Annotated in this window: 15 protein-coding genes; 3 read left to right on the forward strand and 12 right to left on the reverse strand. The window is 68.9% G+C overall.

The features are described 5' to 3' along the window. Positions 1–40: 40 nt before the first annotated feature. Positions 41–2,053, reverse strand: a complete 2,013-nt coding sequence (locus ACIA58_RS02600; protein ID WP_396401830.1) for a hypothetical protein — start codon at positions 2,051–2,053, stop codon at positions 41–43. A 408-nt stretch (positions 2,054–2,461) separates the two neighbouring features. Continuing rightward, positions 2,462–2,971 carry a nuclear transport factor 2 family protein gene (locus ACIA58_RS02605; RefSeq protein WP_396401831.1) on the reverse strand — a complete coding sequence of 170 codons (510 nt, stop codon included), beginning with the start codon at positions 2,969–2,971 and terminating at the stop codon, positions 2,462–2,464. A gap of 37 nt (positions 2,972–3,008) precedes the next feature. On the opposite strand from ACIA58_RS02605, the gene ACIA58_RS02610 reads away from it, so the two are divergent. Continuing rightward, on the forward strand, positions 3,009–3,647 hold the full coding sequence (locus tag ACIA58_RS02610; protein ID WP_396401832.1) for a winged helix-turn-helix transcriptional regulator: 639 nt from the start codon (positions 3,009–3,011) through the stop codon (positions 3,645–3,647). A 40-nt stretch (positions 3,648–3,687) separates the two neighbouring features. On the opposite strand, the gene ACIA58_RS02615 is transcribed toward ACIA58_RS02610, so the two are convergent. From ACIA58_RS02615 to ACIA58_RS02650, 8 genes are all read right to left on the reverse strand, one after another. Further along, a complete protein-coding gene (locus ACIA58_RS02615; protein ID WP_396401833.1) occupies positions 3,688–4,434 on the reverse strand; it encodes a phosphotransferase family protein in 747 nt (248 codons plus the stop codon). Positions 4,435–4,514: 80 nt separating this feature from the next. Beyond that, positions 4,515–5,498, reverse strand: coding sequence for a porphobilinogen synthase (hemB, locus tag ACIA58_RS02620; protein ID WP_396401834.1), 984 nt, complete (start codon positions 5,496–5,498; stop codon positions 4,515–4,517). Between the two features lie 4 nt (positions 5,499–5,502). Beyond that, positions 5,503–7,230 carry a uroporphyrinogen-III synthase gene (locus ACIA58_RS02625; protein WP_396401835.1) on the reverse strand — a complete coding sequence of 576 codons (1,728 nt, stop codon included), beginning with the start codon at positions 7,228–7,230 and terminating at the stop codon, positions 5,503–5,505. After that, positions 7,227–8,108, reverse strand: coding sequence for a hydroxymethylbilane synthase (gene hemC, locus ACIA58_RS02630; RefSeq protein ID WP_396401836.1), 882 nt, complete (start codon positions 8,106–8,108; stop codon positions 7,227–7,229). The genes ACIA58_RS02625 and hemC overlap by 4 nt, the downstream gene beginning before the upstream one ends. Further along, complete coding sequence (locus ACIA58_RS02635) at positions 8,105–9,427, reverse strand: glutamyl-tRNA reductase (protein ID WP_396401837.1); 1,323 nt, start codon at positions 9,425–9,427, stop codon at positions 8,105–8,107. Before ACIA58_RS02635 ends, hemC begins: the two co-directional genes overlap by 4 nt. Continuing rightward, entirely contained in the window at positions 9,424–10,179 is a 756-nt protein-coding gene (locus ACIA58_RS02640; RefSeq protein WP_329003775.1) for a redox-sensing transcriptional repressor Rex, read from the reverse strand. The genes ACIA58_RS02635 and ACIA58_RS02640 overlap by 4 nt, the downstream gene beginning before the upstream one ends. Before the next feature lie 113 nt (positions 10,180–10,292). Next, entirely contained in the window at positions 10,293–10,529 is a 237-nt protein-coding gene (locus ACIA58_RS02645; RefSeq protein ID WP_396401838.1) for a glutaredoxin family protein, read from the reverse strand. Then, positions 10,526–11,974 (reverse strand): class I adenylate-forming enzyme family protein, encoded by a 1,449-nt coding sequence (locus ACIA58_RS02650; RefSeq protein WP_396401839.1) that lies wholly within the window; start codon positions 11,972–11,974, stop codon positions 10,526–10,528. The genes ACIA58_RS02645 and ACIA58_RS02650 overlap by 4 nt, the downstream gene beginning before the upstream one ends. A gap of 392 nt (positions 11,975–12,366) precedes the next feature. Here ACIA58_RS02650 and ACIA58_RS02655 point away from each other — a divergent pair, with 392 nt between their 5' ends. Together ACIA58_RS02655 and ACIA58_RS02660 are read left to right on the forward strand one after the other, a co-directional pair. Continuing rightward, the gene (locus ACIA58_RS02655; protein WP_130384882.1) at positions 12,367–12,909 is read left to right on the forward strand and encodes a sigma-70 family RNA polymerase sigma factor; all 543 of its coding nucleotides are present in this window, start codon (positions 12,367–12,369) and stop codon (positions 12,907–12,909) included. 205 nt (positions 12,910–13,114) lie between these two features. Next, the gene (locus ACIA58_RS02660; protein WP_396401840.1) at positions 13,115–14,224 is read left to right on the forward strand and encodes a DUF5667 domain-containing protein; all 1,110 of its coding nucleotides are present in this window, start codon (positions 13,115–13,117) and stop codon (positions 14,222–14,224) included. Positions 14,225–14,284: 60 nt separating this feature from the next. Here the strand turns inward: ACIA58_RS02660 and ACIA58_RS02665 are convergent, their stop codons facing one another. Both ACIA58_RS02665 and ACIA58_RS02670 read right to left on the reverse strand, forming a co-directional pair. After that, a complete protein-coding gene (locus ACIA58_RS02665) occupies positions 14,285–15,391 on the reverse strand; it encodes a lysophospholipid acyltransferase family protein (RefSeq protein WP_396401841.1) in 1,107 nt (368 codons plus the stop codon). After that, positions 15,384–16,376 (reverse strand): NAD-dependent epimerase/dehydratase family protein, encoded by a 993-nt coding sequence (locus tag ACIA58_RS02670; protein ID WP_396403299.1) that lies wholly within the window; start codon positions 16,374–16,376, stop codon positions 15,384–15,386. The genes ACIA58_RS02665 and ACIA58_RS02670 overlap by 8 nt, the downstream gene beginning before the upstream one ends. Positions 16,377–16,381: the final 5 nt, after the last annotated feature.

The following is a 16,381-nucleotide window of genomic DNA, read 5'->3' on the forward strand; positions in this document are numbered from 1 at the left end:
GCAACTCAAGTCCGCTACAGGCGAGTCATCGGCACAGTGGTCAGTTGAGGGCTCGGCTTCCTGCTCGGGCAAGACCGACGACGAGAAGGCTGGAGATTGCCCAGCCGATAAGGGTGGCCAGGTTGACCCAGGCGAGCATCCAGCCTCCGCCGGCGTCGGTGCTCGGGGCCCAGGTGCTGCGTTGCTTCAGGTCGACGATCGGTACGACGGTGTCCACGGCGTACAGCCAAGGGTTGAAGCAGCGCACCTTGCCTTTGCCGCAGGCGTTCTGCGGCGTCCGACCGGACTCGATCTGACTCAGTTCACCCTGCGGGCTATAGACGACGCCCGACGGGTCTGCTGTGCGCATCACCCGGTTCGAACTGGCGGGCAGCAAGGGAACGGCGACGGCGACCACCAGCAGCACGAGTGGGATGAGAGCTCGAAGCGGCCGGTAGCCGTATCCACGGAACCAGTCGTTGACGACTCGGTCCCAACCACGAACCAGGCGAAACCTCGCCCATCCTGCGCGCCGCTGCCGGTTGGTCCGCAGGTACGCCATGAGGATCTGCTCGGACCCCTCAGAATCGCCGTGGCGCTTCAGGGTGCGGGCGGCCTGTTCCCACGGCCCAGGGTCGCCCAGGTCGCCGCTCTCGGCGGGATCACAGTGCCGAAGCCATCGCCTACGGGTCTTCCAACCCCATTCTCCGGAGCCGTGCATGGACGTTTCCGCCCAACGCTCGTACGTGAAGCCGGTCAGGTAACTCCGTCGCGCGGGCCAGTCCCGTTCAGGCCTATCTGCAAGGTACGACGTGTGCGCGTCGCTGAAGTCGACCGCGCCTTCGATGCTCCAACCAAGGCCGATGCCGCCGCGGACGGTGCTCGAGATCGCCTCGAAGGCAGACTCCCGCTCGTTGAGTCTGGTCGATCGCGGATCTCCGTTCTCTCGTCGCTGCCACTCGAAGCTGGCGTCTTCGCAGTGCAGCCGCCCCTCGACCTGGGCCCGGTTCAGCATCACAACGCCTACCGATCGAAACCCGCCGCACAGTCGGATGTTGCCTGCTATCTGTGCTTGATGAAGGTTGATCGAGGCATCGCCGGGGCTCAGGATCTGCGCCCGTTCAGCGTCGAACATGCCGCGAATCTCGGCACCTCGGAAGGTCAGTCCGCCGCAGGCACCAGGGGTCACCGCCGGATAGGAGTCTCCGATCGTGGCCTCGACCAGTCGGATGTCACCGTGGATCACGGCTCTGACGGCCGTCAAGCAGTAGCGATGCGCCGGTCTGCTCAGTGCTGCGGTTCGCAGATCGAGAGGCCCAGCCACCTCGGCGCCGTCGAGATCGACAGTGCCCTGAATATCAGCCTGGACGGCAGAGACCGTCGTACCTATATGCGCGTGAGTGAGATCCAACGCGACGTCGAACCCGTTCTGGATCGAGGTTCCGTCGATCAGCAGCCCGCCGTCGATGGTCGCACCGGCAAAGGTCGCTCCACCGACCATCGACGTCCCGTCGCTCATGGTGAGCTCGCCACGAATCGTCGCGCCCTGTGCCAGCAAGGCCAAGCGCTGCGCTGGATCCTTGGCGTTGTACAGATGCCTGCCGACGCCAGGCTCCGGGGCTTCCAGGCTTGCCTTCCGAATGAGGACCCTGCCGTTGACCGAGGCGCGCCCCATCTCCAGGCGGCCGCGGATCACAGGCCGATGCCGAGGGCTGTCGGTGATGAACAGACTGCCTCCGACAGTTGCCTCCGCCATGTCGATGGCTCGTCCGTTGCGAGGAACCAGCTCGCAGCCGGCGAGATCCAGAGAACCGCCGAGTTGGGACGCGATGAACCTGATCTCGCCGTTGGCGCGGAAGCCTTGCACAAGCCGGATGTCGCCGGTGACCTGACACCTGTCGGCCTGGATCGCACGATCCGCTGTCGTGTCGATCGTTGTGTCTACGGCGATCAGGCGGCCAGCGATCTCAGCTTCCGTCAGCCAGACCGCCGCGGTCCGGCTCAGGGACGAGGTTGTCCAATGCGCCCCGGTGATCAAGGTGCGCGACAGTACGACGTCCCGCTCGACGCGCATCCCGTTGCCCAGTATTCCGGGGACCGATGACCTCGGCGGTGCCTCATCCGGCGACGAGGTTCCGACAATCGCCAACGAGTGGATGACACTGCCCTCGAGCAGAACGGACTCCACGAATTCGCAGTCCTCGAAATGGATCGGGAAATCGAGCCGGCAAGCACTGAGATCCAACTGACCAGTGATCCGACCATTGCGGATGCGAAGCCCGAACCTGCTCACCTCATCGGCCCGATCAACCACCACCGCTCGAATGTCGCCGGCAGCAATGTCGCCTCGCAGTCCTGGCGTGTCGCTGCAATCGAGCACTACACCACGGCGTGCCGCCGCCAACAGAGCCGAGTCCGCGAGGCGACGTCGAGAGCTGAGCGGCAAAGAAGTCTCCCTTGGACAATTGGTGCTGGCAGTTGCTCAGTCGCGGGTGGAGCCGGTTTCAGGCAGGCCCAGGAAGTGGGGGGCGAGGCGGTCTGCTGTGCGGAAGGCAAAGGCTAGGGGTGCGGCGAGGAGGCCTACCAGGGTGCCGACAACTGGGCCTCGGCGTCTGGTGGCGACGCGGGGTGGGAGGAGGGTGAAGAGGGCGGCGAGGGCCGGGAGCGGGCGGATGAAGACCGTCAGTTCGGCGATCTTTCCCTGATCGTTGCAGCGTGCGAGGTTCATCGCCTCAAGCTCGAGACCGCGGACGCGCGCGCGGAAGACGAACGCTCGCTGGTCGCCGTACTCGAGCGGGTCGCTGGTCTGGATGTCCTCCAGGACGGCGAAGATGTCGCGATGCAGTGCGACGACCTCGTCCCTGCCCTCGAAGCTGATCCGCGCTGTCAGCGGTGAGTGGAAGACGACGTCCGGCGCGAGCAGTTCGCCGACCGCGTCCGCGTCACCCCGCTCCCCGGCCGCTCGCAGGGCGTCGATCGCCGCAATCGTCACTTCACCACCTCCATGGTGCTTGATAAAATCAAGCGCTATGGAGGAAGTCAAGCGAGCTCCGAGCCGGTCGTATCAACAGTTCTGTGGCCTGGCCCGCGCGCTGGACGCGATCGGCGACCGCTGGAGCCTGCTGATCGTCCGCGAGCTTCTCCCGGGCCCACAGCGGTACGGCGAACTCGCGGCATCGCTGGACGGGATCGCGACCAACTTGCTGGCCGATCGCCTTCGCAGCTTGGAAAGCACCGGCATCATCGAGCGCCGACCTGGCCGGACCCGCGGCGTCGTCTACTCACTGACGCCGTGGGGCGCCCAACTCCGCGAGCCTGTCGAGTCTCTCGTCCGCTGGAGCGCTCCGCTGATGGCCACCGGCCGCCGCGAAGCTGACATGTTCCACCCGCGTTGGCTGGCTGTCGCTCTCCCCGCGCTGCTCCACGACAAGCGCGCAACGCGCCCCGTCGAGCTAGGCATCCAAGCCGCGGGCCTGTTCCTCACCCTCCGGATCGACAAGACCGGCCCGCGGGTAACCCTCGACCCCGACGCCCGCCCCACCACAACGCTCACCGCCGACCCCGAAGACCTCATCGCCCTGGCCGCAAGAGCCATCCCACTCGACGAGGTCCTCGCCCGATCACCTCACCACGGCAACCCGAAGATCTTCAGCGCAGTCTTCGGGTGACCAGTAGGTGACCACCGGGTGCCGCCCGAAGCGGGCGGGATCACATGGAGGCTTTTAGTACGTCCACTTCGCCGCCTGGGGTGAACGGGTCGTAGCCGTGCTCGATCAGCCAGCGGACGCCTAGCAAGGTTCGCAAGGACCACCATGCGCGGATCACGTCGAGGTCGACGTCGGTGCCGTAGCCGGCTACGACGTCGGCGAGGCGCTCCCTGTGTCCGAGTGTCATGGTTGCGAGGTCGCGCAGGGCATCCCCTTGGCCGGCCTCGGACCAGTCGATGATGCCCGTGAGCTTGTCGTCGTCGACGAATACGTGAGCAATGTGCAGGTCGCCATGGGTGAACACCGGAGTCCAGGGGCGGAGCGCGGCCTCGGCGACCTGGCGGTTGCGGGCGACCAAGTCGGCGGGCAGGACGCCGTCTGCCACGAGCCGCTCGCACTCGCTGTCGAGGTCTGCCGTCAGCTCGTCGAGGCTCTGGCCGCCTCGACCGGGCCAGGGCGGTACAGGCGCGTCGTGCAACTTCCGTACGGCGGCGCCCGCCGCGGCCCACGCAGCTGAGGACGCGGTCGAGGGCCGGCCGAGCCGATCGAGCACTGTCCCCGGGACCGCGGAGATCGCGAGCACCGGCGGCTCCCGCCACAGCACCTTCGGGGTCGGCACCGGCGCCAAGGCCATCGCCTCGACCTCGCGATCGATACGCGCCCGGTCGGCGTCCACCTTCAGAAACACGTCCCCGACCCGCAAGGTCGCGCGCTCGGAGTGGGCGACGACGACGCTGACCTCATCCATGGATGACCAGCATGGCGCAGGCAACCGTCGACGTCGCCGGATTTATCGCGACCGACGGCGCGACTGCGGAGCGCGCGAGACTACCTGTGGTTGAGGAGGTGGACGGCTTCGGTGGCCCAGTAGGTGAGGATTGTGTCGGCGCCGGCCCGGCGGATTGAGGTCAGGGTTTCGACGATGGCGGCTTCGCGGTCGATCCAGCCGTTGGCGGCTGCGGCTTCGACCATCGCGTACTCGCCGGAGATGTTGTATGCGGCGACGGGTACGTTCACGTGGTCGCGGACCTGGCGGATGATGTCCAGGTAGGCCAGGGCCGGCTTGACCATGACGATGTCGGCGCCTTCGGCGATGTCGAGGTCGACCTCGCGGATCGCGTCGCGGGAGTTGGCGTTGTCCTGCTGGTACGTCTTCCGGTCGCCGGTCAGCGACGAGTCGACGGCCTCGCGGAACGGGCCGAAGAACGCCGACGCGTACTTCACGGCGTACGCCAGGATCACGGTATCGATGAAGCCGGCCGCGTCCAGCGCCGTACGGACCGCGCCGACCTGGCCGTCCATCATCCCGGACGGACCGACGACATGCGCACCCGCCGAAGCCTGGGCAACACCCATCTCGGCGTAGATCGACAGCGTGGCGTCGTTGTCCACCCGGCCGGCAGCATCGAGTACGCCGCAATGCCCGTGCGACGTGAACTCGTCCAGGCAAAGGTCCGACATCACCAGCAGCGAGTCACCCGCTTCAGCAACAGCATCAGCGATCGCGACGTTCAGAATCCCAGCCGGATCCAGGGCACCAGAGCCAACGGGGTCCTTCACCGAAGGTACGCCGAACAGCATCACCCCGCCGAGACCAAGAGACGCAGCCTCGGCAACAGCCTTCCGCGCCGTGTCCCGGGTGTGCTGGACGACCCCGGGCATCGACCTGATCGCGATCGGCTCGCGGGCGTCTTCCCGGATGAACATCGGCAGGATCAGCTGCCGAGGCTCGAGCGTGGTCTCCGCGACCAGTCGACGCACCGCCGCCGACGACCGAAGCCGCCGCGGCCTTACCTCCGGGAATCCAGGCACCAGATCAGCTCTTTCGACGAGAACCCGAGCGACGCTCTGACGGACGGGTGACCGGCTCACCGGCCTCCACCATGGTGTCACGCCGATCCGCACCGAACCGGGCGAGGGCGTCGGCCAGCTCCTCGACCGACGGCGACTCGGCCATCGCGTCGACGCGCAGGCCGTGCTCCTCGGCGGTCTTCAGCGTGGCCGGGCCGATCACCGCGATCACCGTCGACGCGTGCGGCTTGCCGGCGATGCCGACCAGGTTGCGCACGGTCGAGGACGAGGTGAACACGACCGCGTCGAACTTGCCGGACTTGATCGCCTCGCGGGTCGGCGCGGGCGGCGGCGCGGCCCGGACGGTCCGGTACGCCGTGACGTCGTCGACCTCCCAGCCGAGATCGGTGAGCCCGGCAACGAGTGTCTCGGTGGCGATGTCCGCGCGCGGCAGGAAGACCCGGTTGATCGGGTCGAGCACCTCGTCGAACGGCGGCCAGTCCTCGACCAGCCCGGCGGCGGACTGCTCACCGGACGGGACCAGGTCCGGACGGATGCCCCAGGCACCGATCGCCTCGGCGGTCTTGTCGCCGACCGCCGCGATCTTCAGCCCGGAGAACGCCCGCGCGTCCAGCCCGTACTCGTCGAACTTCTCTCGGACCGCCTTCACCGCGTTGACCGAGGTGAACGCGACCCATTCGTAGCGTCCCTCGACCAGACCGCGGATCGCCTTGTCCATCTGCTGCGGGTTGCGCGGCGGCTCGACCGAGATGGTCGGCACCTCTTCCGGCATCGCGCCGTACCGACGCAGGCGGTCCATCAGCGGGCCGGCCTGGTCCTTGGTCCGCGGCACCAGGATCCGCCAGCCGAACAGCGGCTTGGTCTCGAACCAGGACAGCGCCTCGCGCTGCTCGACCACACTGCCGACGACGATGACGGCCTCGCCGGTCACCTTCGCCGCGCGCAGATCGGCGACGATCGTCTCCAGCGTGCCGACGACGCTCGTCTGCGCGGTCGTCGTCCCACCGACCGTCGCCGCGACCGGGGTCGACGCGTCGAAGCCGGCCTCGACCAGTGCCGCGGCGGTCTCCTTCAGCGTCTCCGTCGCGTTCAGCAGGACGAGCGTCTGCTTCGGCTGCAGGCGGGTCAGGTCGAGCTTGTTCTCGGCCAGGTCGACGACGGTGACCTCGCGGTCGCCCTTCATCGTCAGCGGGATGCCGGCGTACGTCGGGACCGCGCTCACCTCGCTCACACCTGGAACGACGTTGAACCCGATGCCCGCCTTCTTGCACGCGGCGGCCTCCTCGGCGCCGCTGGAGAAGGTGAACGGGTCGCCGCTCAGCAGGCGTACGACGTTCGCGGCGGTCTTGGCCGTCTTCACCACGAGCCGCGCCCGGGCCGCGATCCGCAGCGCCCGGCTGCCCTCGGCGCCCGAGCCGTCGATCACCTCGACGCCCGGCTTGCAGTAGGTCAGGAACGCGTCGTGTTCGGGGCCCTCGACAACGACCGCGTCGGCGTTGGCGAGCACGTCACGGCCGGCCAGCGTCAGCAGTGCGGGGTCACCGGGGCCGACGCCGACGAACGTCACGTGGCCGAGTGGTCTGGTCTGCTTGACGGTACTGGTCGCAGCCTTCTGAGGTGCCGCGGTGGCCGCTGTCTTCGCGCTCACGTCTGCCTTCGCCCTCGTCGTTTTCCTGCTCGTCTTGTGGGCCGTCTTGTGGGCCGCCGTCGTAGTGCCCTGTGCCGGTGTCATGTCTGCTCCAGCAGTTCGTGCGCCAGTGCCTTGCCGACAGCTATCGGGTCGTCGACCGACCCGTTCGCGGAGAGGCGTCGTACGCCGTCCTCCTGGCCGAGCGCGCCGCGCAGCCAGAGCTCCGGGCCGTCCTCGCCCTCGACCACCTCGGCGAGCGCGCCGACCGGAGCCGTGCACCCCGCCTCGAGCGTGGCCAGCAACTGCCGCTCCGCCGTCACTGCCACGCGCGTGGCCGGATCCTCCAGCGGCGCCAGCGCGGCCAGCACCTCGGTGTTGTCCGACCGGCACTCGATGGCCAGCGCGCCTTGGCCCGGCGCGGGCAGCATCTGGATCGGGTCGAGCGTCTCGGTGACCTCGTCCAGCCGCCCCAGCCGGGACACTCCTGCCCTCGCCACCACCACGGCGTCCACCTTGCCGTCGGTGACGAGCGCGATCCGGGTGTCCACGTTGCCGCGAACTCCGGTGCACTCGACGCCGAGGCCGAGCGCGTCGATCTGCGCGACGCGACGTGCGGCACCGGTGCCGATGACAGAGCCGCGCGGCAGCTCGCCGAGCGTCAGTCCGTCGCGGGCAACCAGTACGTCGCGCGGGTCCTCGCGGAGCGGGATGGCGCCGAGCGTCAGGCCGTCGACCGGCGCGGTCGGCAGGTCCTTCAGCGAGTGCACCGCGATGTCGATCTCGTCGGCGAGCAGGGCGTCGCGCAGCGCGCTGACGAAGATGCCGGTGCCGCCGATCTGCTCGACCGGGGCACGGTTCACGTCGCCGGTGGTCGTGATCAGCACGAGCTCGACCTCGTGGCCGAGCGCGCGCAACTGGTCCGCGACGAGGGTCGACTGCGCGGTCGCGAGCGCGGAGCGACGGGTCCCGAGCCGGATCATGCCTGCTCACCTCCAGCGTGCCGGCTGTCGGCCGGTGTCTTGCTCGTCTCCCCCGGAGACTTGGCCGCTGTCACTGCGTCGACCGTTGCCTGGTCGAGCGCGAACAGCTCCCGCAGCGCGTCGGCGTACGTCGGTCCGCCGGGGTCGCCGCCGAGCTCCTTCACCCGGACCGTCGGGTTGTGCAGCAACTTGTCGACGACGCGGCGGATGGTCCGCGCGACCTCGTGCCGCTGCTGCTCGTCGAGGCCGGGCAGCCGGCGCTCGAGCCGGGCCAGCTCGGAGTCGACCAGCTCGGTCGCCATCGTCCGCAGCGCGACCACGGTCGGCGCCACCGACGCGGCCCGCCGAGTCGCCTCGAACGCGCCGGTCTCCTCGCCGACGATCCGGCGTACCTCGTCGATGTCGGCCTCGCTGCCGCCCGCCGTACCGGCCAGGTCTGCGAGGGTGACCAGCGTGACACCGGGAATGCGGGCCGCCTCGGGCGCGACGTCCCGCGGCAGCGCGACGTCGAGCACGCCGAGCGGCCGCCCGTCCGTCGCGTTGCGGATCGCCTCTTCGGTCAGTACGACGCCGCGGGCGCCGGTGCACGACACGACCAGGTCGGCGTCGCGCAACGCGTCCGGTACGTCGGCCAGCGGGATCGCCGTACCGCCGATGCGATCGGTGAGCGCGACCGCGCGGTCGTAGTTGCGGTTGGCAATGGTCACGCTCTTCGCGCCACCGTTGATCAAGGTCTGTGCGGCCAGCGAGGCCATCGAACCGGCGCCGACGATCAGCGCGCGGCGACCGTCGAACCCGCCGACCGCGTCCAGCCCGGCCGAGACGACCGAGCGCCCGGCGGAGTCGATGCCGGTCTCGGTGCGCGCCCGCTTGCCGACCCGCAACGCCTGCTGGAACAGGGCATTCAGGTCCGTGCCGATCGTCTCCAGGTCCTGGCCGACGCGCAGCGTCTCCTTCACCTGGCCGAGGATCTGGCTCTCGCCGACGACCATCGAGTCCAGCCCGACCGCGACCTGGAACAGGTGCGCGACCGAACCCTCCTCGAAGTGCACGTAGAGGTGCTCGGCCAGATCCAGCAGCGGTACGCCGGTGACGTCGGACAGGATCGCGGTGACCTCGTCCATCCCCGCGTGGAACCGGTCGACGGTCGCGTAGACCTCGGTCCGGTTGCAGGTGGCAATCACTGCGGACTCGGCAACGGCCGGGGTGTGCTTCACGGCCAGGGCCAGCTTGGTCGCCGCGTCCGCGTCGAGCGCCACCCGCTCGAGGACATTGATGTCGGCGGAACGGTGACTGATGCCGACGACGAGGTAGCTCACGCGCCGACACCTCCTCCAACACTGGGGAGATCGGTCAGACCGTTCATCGCTGGTAGTTCGGGCACCTGGGGGAGCGCCGCCTCTCCGGACTTTCGTTGTTCGTGGTACGCCAGGATCTGCAACTCGATCGAGAGGTCCACCTTGCGGATGTCGACGCCGTCGGGCACGGACAGCACGACCGGCGCGAAGTTCAGGATGCTGGTCACGCCGGCGGCGACCAGCCGGTCGCAGACCTCCTGGGCCGGGCCGGCGGGCGTGGTGATGACGCCGATCGAGACCCGGTCCCGCTCGACGATGTCCTCGAGCTCGGCGAAGTCGCGGACCTCCATGTCGCCGATCCGCTCGCCGACCAGCTTCGGGTCGGCGTCGAGCAGGGCGACGATGCGGAACCCGCGGGTGCCGAAGCCGGAGTAGTTCGCCAGCGCGTGGCCCAGGTTTCCGATCCCGACGATGACCACGGCCCAGTCCTGGGTGACGCCGATCTCGCGGGCGATCTGGTAGCGGAGGTACTCCACGTCGTACCCGACGCCGCGGGTCCCGTACGACCCCAGGTAGGACAGGTCCTTGCGGAGCTTGGCGGAGTTCACGCCGGCCGCGGTCGCCAGATCCTCGCTCGACGCGGTCGCGATGCCGCTGTCCGAGAGCGCGGTCAGGGCTCGCAGATAGACCGGCAAGCGCGCGACAGTCGCCTCGGGGATGCCGCGTTCGGTTCTCGTCGGCGGGCCGGGGCGACGGCTGCTGGCACGCGTCACAATTCTCCTGGGAGCGGTTGGTTCACCGCGGTCTGACGGCCGGCGGCAGCTCTTACTCTAGGAGCTTGTGAACGTGAGAACAAAATCGGCGGGAGTGACCTGCAAGACACGCCCTACCTTGTCAAGGCCTTCCTGAGCCTCGCCGGGTCCACCCGCCAGAAGTCGTGCTGCTTGCCGTCGACGAAGGTCACCGGGATCTGTTCGCCGTACTGCGTGAACAGTTGGTCATCCTGGGTGATGTCGACCTCGGTCCACTCCACGCCGAGTTCGCCGCAGACCGTCCGGATGATCTCCCGGGCGTCATCGCACAGATGACAGCCGGGCTTGCCGTACATCGTGACGCGGCTCATCGTCCCGCCTCCCGCAGCCGGCCCTTGGCGACCTTGCCGGTGACCGAGTGGGGCAACTGGTCCACAACCTCGATCTCGACGGGGCATTTGAACCGTGCCAGCCGGCCCTCGGCGTACTCCCGCACCGCCGAGATGTCGATCGTGGCGCCCGGCAACGGCACGACGAACGCCTTGACAGCTTCGCCGGTCTCCTCGGACGGCGTCCCGATGACGGCTGCCTCGCGTACGCCAGGAGCCGCGACCAGGACGTCCTCCACCTCGCTCGGGAAGACGTTGAACCCGGACACGATGATCAGCTCGCGCAGCCGGTCGACCAGGAACAGGTCGCCGTCCGCGTCGAGGAACCCGACGTCGCCGGTCCGGTACCAGCCTTCGGCGTCCGGGCCGTCCACGCCGTCCGGCCAGTAACCGGAGAACAGGTTGCCGCCGCGGATCAGGATCTCGCCGGGGTCGTCGCCCTCGACGTCCTCGCCCTGCTCGTCGGCGATCCGGACCTCGACGTTCGGCAGCGGGCGGCCGACCGAGCCCGGCTTCGGCTCGGTCTCGCCCAGGGTCGTGGTGACGCCCGGAGACGCCTCGGTCAGGCCGTAGCCCTGGTGCACGCGCAGGCCGCTGGCCTGCTCGAAGCGCTCGGCGAGCGCGCGGTCCAGGGTGGACGCGCCGGTCAGCACCACCTTGACCGACCGGAGGGTGTCACGCAGATCCGACCGGCTCAGCAAGGTGTGCAGCGCGGGCGGGGCGAGCGGCAGGCGCGTCACGCCGTACTTGCCGACGAGGTCGAGGGCCTGCTCCGGGTCGAACCGCTGCTCGACGATCAGCGACGCGCCGGTCGCGACGGCCCAGCCCAGGACGGCGTTCAGACCGAACGCGTGGAACATCGGCAGCACCCCGAGAACCACGTCCTCGGGGCCCATCCGGTCCTCGCCGAGCTCGGTGAGGTTCTGCACATTGGCCGCGAGGGCCCGATGGGTGAGCATCGCGGCGCGCGGATCTCCACTGGTTCCGGACGTGTACAGCAGGACCGCGAGGGCCTCCGGATCCATCGGCGGCGGTAACGGAGCGTCACCTTCGAGCTGGCCCGGCGCCACCGTCCGGACGCCCTCGACCCGGTCCGCGAGCTCCGCTCCGGCGACCGCGAGGCGGGCCCCGGAGTGCGCCGTGACGGTCGCGATCTCGGGCTTGGTGAGCCCGGTGTTCAGCGGCACGGCGACCAGCCCGGCGCGGAGAATGCCCAGGTAGGACGTGACGAACTCGATGCTGTTGGCAACCAGGAGCAGGACTCGGTACCCGGGCACGAGACCGGCCGCGGCGAACCCCTGTGCGGTCCGGTCGACGGCGCTGTCGAGCTCGCTCCAGGTCAGCCGCCGATCCCCGTCGACCAGCGCGGGACGCTCGCCGTGCCGTTGCGCTGTGTCACGAAGAATGTCCGCGAAATTCACGTTCACCAGGTGAGTCTGTCACGGCCCCGGGGGCCACCGACTTTCAACCGGCTTGCTCAGAACGGTTGCAGCAGAGCGTGACCACCGATATACAGGTGACTTCGTGGGCGCGGTTCTGTCGAACCTCACACTGCAGAAACCGTCCGCGCCGGGGAACCTCATGCGCGATGCACCACCTCCCCGACAGCAGGCTGCTCCGACCTACGGACGCAGTCCGCTGGCGCATTCGTGACAAACGGACCGGACGGAAGGCGGCACGCCTCAGGCTGTTGACAGTATGCGTTCGAGCAGTAACGCTCTGTCCTGTCCCAGCCAGGTGGCCATTCGCGGATGTGTCAGAAGACGTGTCAGTTGAACGGGGAGAAAACTTGACCACGCCGGAGCCAAGCCCGGACGGGATGAGACGTGCAGAGCTCGTCGATCGCGCCCAGGCCGGGGACGTCGGTGCCTTCGGTGAGCTGTACGACGAGTACTCGCTCACTGTCTATCGCTACATCTATGCGCGGGTGTCCTCGTCGGCACTCGCCGAGGACCTGACCAGCGAGACCTTCGTCCGGGCGCTGCGCGCGCTGGACTCGTTCCGCTGGCAGGGCCGGGACTTCGGGGCCTGGCTGGTGACCATCGCCAGGAACCTGATCACCGACCACTACAAGTCCGGCCGGGTCCGGCTCGAGGTGGTCACCGACGAGATCGAGACCCACGACCGGCAGACCGAGGGTCCGGAGATCGATGTGCTCGCCGCCGCCACCGCGGAGGTCCTCCGGGACGCGGTCGCGGGTCTGCCCGACGAGCAGCGCGACTGCCTGACGATGCGGTTCTTCGCCGGCCTGTCGATCGCTGAAACGGCCAAGGCGCTCGAGAAGTCGGAGGGCGCCGTCAAGCAACTGCAACTGAGGGCCGTGAGGCACTTGGCGAAGGTTATCCCCAAGGACTTGAGATGAGGCGGATGACAACGAATGTCTTTCGTAACCCGTCAGGGAGTTTCCTCGTTTGCCTGATGAGGACCTGTCGGTGACCCCGACTGGCCATTGAGGAGAACGAGAACTCATGAGTGACCTACACAGGGCTCGAGCGCGCGCGGAGTCATTCGCGCACGCCGTCGATCACGGGCCCCGTCACTCCGCGCGACTTAGCGAAGACCCCGAGTTGCTGGAAGCTGTGGAGCTGGTCGGACGGCTGAGGACCGCCGGCGCAGTTGCACCGCGACCGGAGTTCAGTGCCGAGTTGCGGCACCGTCTGCTGGAGCAGGCGGCGGCGCGCGCGGCGACCACTGCGACTCCGACGATGGTGCGCAGCGCACCGGACAGCTCGGACGACCCGCCGGGTCGCGAGGACGTTGGCGCGTCCGTGACAGATATCCGCCGTCGCCAGGGCCGGAGGATCCGGCTGGTGGCCAGTACCGCCGCGCTCGTCCTGCTCGGGGGTGGCATCGGTTCTGCCGCCGCCGCTCAGCAGGCGATGCCCGGCGACACGTTGTACGGAATGAAGCGCAGCATCGAGAACGTGTCGACCAATGTGAGCGTCGGCGACGACTCTCGCGGCCGGCGCGACCTCGAGCACGCGATGACCCGACTGTCCGAAGTTCGCCAGCTCGCCGACAACGGCGGATCGGTGAACACGATCAACGCGACTCTGGACGACTTCTCGGCACAGTCCCGCAAGGGCGTGTCCCGATTGGTCGCGTCGTACCAGCAGGACGGCGACGAGAGTTCGATCAGCGCGATCACGGCCTTCATCACCAGCGCCCGCCAGGCTCTTGTGGGGCTCGCGCCGAAACTCCCGCCGGAGTCGCTGAAGTCCGGGGTGGAGGCGCTGGCGACGATCGAGCAGCTGGCGCAGCACACCTCGGCAGCGTGCCCGAAGTGCGCGGCGCCGAAGTCGGCCAACACCGGCGGCGGCACCACCACCAGCAAGCCGAATCGGACCACACCCGGTACCGAGCCGAGCAATCCGGGCAAGCCGGGGACGAGCACCAAGGCGTCCTCGACCATCCCGACGCCCGGTGCCTCGACCACGCTCCAGCCGAGCACGTCGCAGACCCAGATTCCCAACACCACGATCGTCGAGTCCACGGCTCCGCCGCCGACGATCCTGAAGACGCCACCTCGGCCGTCGTCGTCAAACTCGCCGATTGCGACGCCCACCGTGCTGCCTTCGCTGACCCCGACCACGCCGTCCTGGCCGTGGCCGTTCCCGACAACTCCGCTGATCGATCTCCCAGGGATCATCCAGACCCTGCTTCCGCCCTGGAAGTAGGACTCGGACAGAGAAGCCCGGCACACCGATGGTGGTGTGCCGGGCTTCTTCGTGGTCCGGTCAGAAGAAGACGCTGCGGCGTTGCATCAGCAGGGTGTAGAGCGTCTGCTGGATGGTTTCGCGGACCTGGTCGGTGACGTTGAAGACCAGCATCGGGTCGTCGGGGGCGCCGTCGGCGAAGTCGTCGGTGCGGATCGGCTCACCGAACTCGATCAGCCACTTGGACGGCAGCGGGATCAGGCCGAGCGGCCCGAGCAGCGGGAAGAACGGCGTGATCGGGATGTACGGGACGCCGAGCAGCCGCGCCAGCGACGCGATGTTGCCGACCAGCGGATAGATCTCCTCGGCGCCGACGATCGAGCACGGAACGATTGGTACGCCGGTCCGCATCGCGGCGCTGACGAACCCGCCCCGGCCGAACCGCTGCAGCTTGTACCGCTCGGCGAACGGCTTGCCCAGGCCCTTGAACCCCTCCGGCCAGACGCCGACCAGGTTCCCCTGGCGGAGCAGCCTCTCGGCGTCGTCGTTGTTCGCCAGCGTGGCGCCGCCCTTGCGGGAGAGCTCGCCGACGAACGGGGTCTGGAACACCAGGTCCGCCGCCAGCGTGCGCAGCGGCCGGCCGGTGTGGTCCGCGACGACGACCTGGGTGACCAGTCCGTCGATCGGCATCGTGCCGGAGTGGTTCGCGACGATCAGGGCGCTGCCGTCGACCGGGATGTTCTCGATGCCGCGGACCTCGACGCGGAACCACTTCTCCACCATCGGGCGCAGCATCGGCAGCAGCACCTGGTCGGTCAGGTCGGAGTCGTAACCGAACTCGTCGAGCTCGTAGTCCCCGCTCAGCCGCCGGCGCAGGAACGCCAGCCACTCGGCGACCCGGCGCTCGCCGTCCGCACCGAACAGCTCCCGCACGGCCCGCTCGAGCCGCCCGAAATCGAACTCGGGCAGCTCGGGTCCGTCGACGTCCGGCACGGCGCCGACCGACTCGACGGGAGTCTCGCTCGCCGCGCCGACGTCTTCGCCACCGACTTTGGCCCGACTGTTCTTCTTGGTGCGATTGCCCCGGCCCGCGAGGGCGCGAGCGGCGGCGGACGGCGTCGTACGGCGTCCGCTGCCCCGGCCGGGGCGGCCGCCGGAGCCGATCGGGATCACGTCCGCGTCAGCCACGCAGCGCTCCCAGCCCCGCGCTGAGCAGGCCGGACGCCCGCGTCATCGCGCCGACGCCGAGCGAGGTCCGGAAGTCGTCGAACGCCTCGGCGGTCGTGTACTTCGGCTCGAACCCGAACTCGGTCCGCATCCGGGTCGTGTCAACCCCCCGGCCGTACGTCAGGAAGGTGATCTGGTCCGGCGAGAAGTCCGCGAGCCGGGCCCGCCGGACGGCGGCGGCCGTGCTGGACGCGGTGAACGACGGCAACCGCAGCGTGGGCCGGCCGAGCCGGCGGATCGCCTGGGACAGCGAGAGCATGCCGTCGCCGGCCAGGTTGAACGTCCCGGGAAGATCGTCGACGGTCGCGCGCAGGATCGCCTCGACGCCGTCGTCCTCGTGCAGGAACTGCAGGCGTGCGTCGTACCCGAAGACGGTGGGCACGATCGGCAGCGCGAAGTACCGGGTCATCGGCGAAACGGTCTTGGGGCCGATCCAGTTCGCCATCCGGAGGGTGGTGACGCAGACGTCGGGGCGGCGCCGGGCGAAGCCGCGCACGTACCCCTCGACCTCGACCGCGTCCTTGCTCAGCCCGTGGTGGTGGATCGCCCGCGGCGCCATCTCCTCGGTGAACATGGCCGGATCCCGCGGACCCGCGCCGTACACCGTGGTGGAGGACTTCACCACCAGCTTGGCCACGCCCGATGCCTTCTGGCAGGCGGCGAGCAGCTGCATGGTGCCGATGACGTTGATCTCTTTCATCGACGACCGGCCGCCGGCGCTGCCCGGGGTCGCCACGACGCCCGTGTGGACGACCGTGTCGACGCCCTCGGCCGCGATCACCTTGGCGATCACCGGGTTGCGGATGTCGGCCCGGACGAACCGGACCCGGCCGAGCTCGGCCCGTGGCGGGACCACATCGACGCCGAGCACGGTGCCGATCGACGGATCGTCGGCCAGCCTCCGGGCACAGCGAGCACCGGCGTCTCGCGAGACGCCGGTCACCATCACTA

The sequence above is a fragment of the Kribbella sp. NPDC051586 genome (assembly GCF_044453965.1).
In the GTDB taxonomy this organism is placed as follows: domain Bacteria; phylum Actinomycetota; class Actinomycetes; order Propionibacteriales; family Kribbellaceae; genus Kribbella.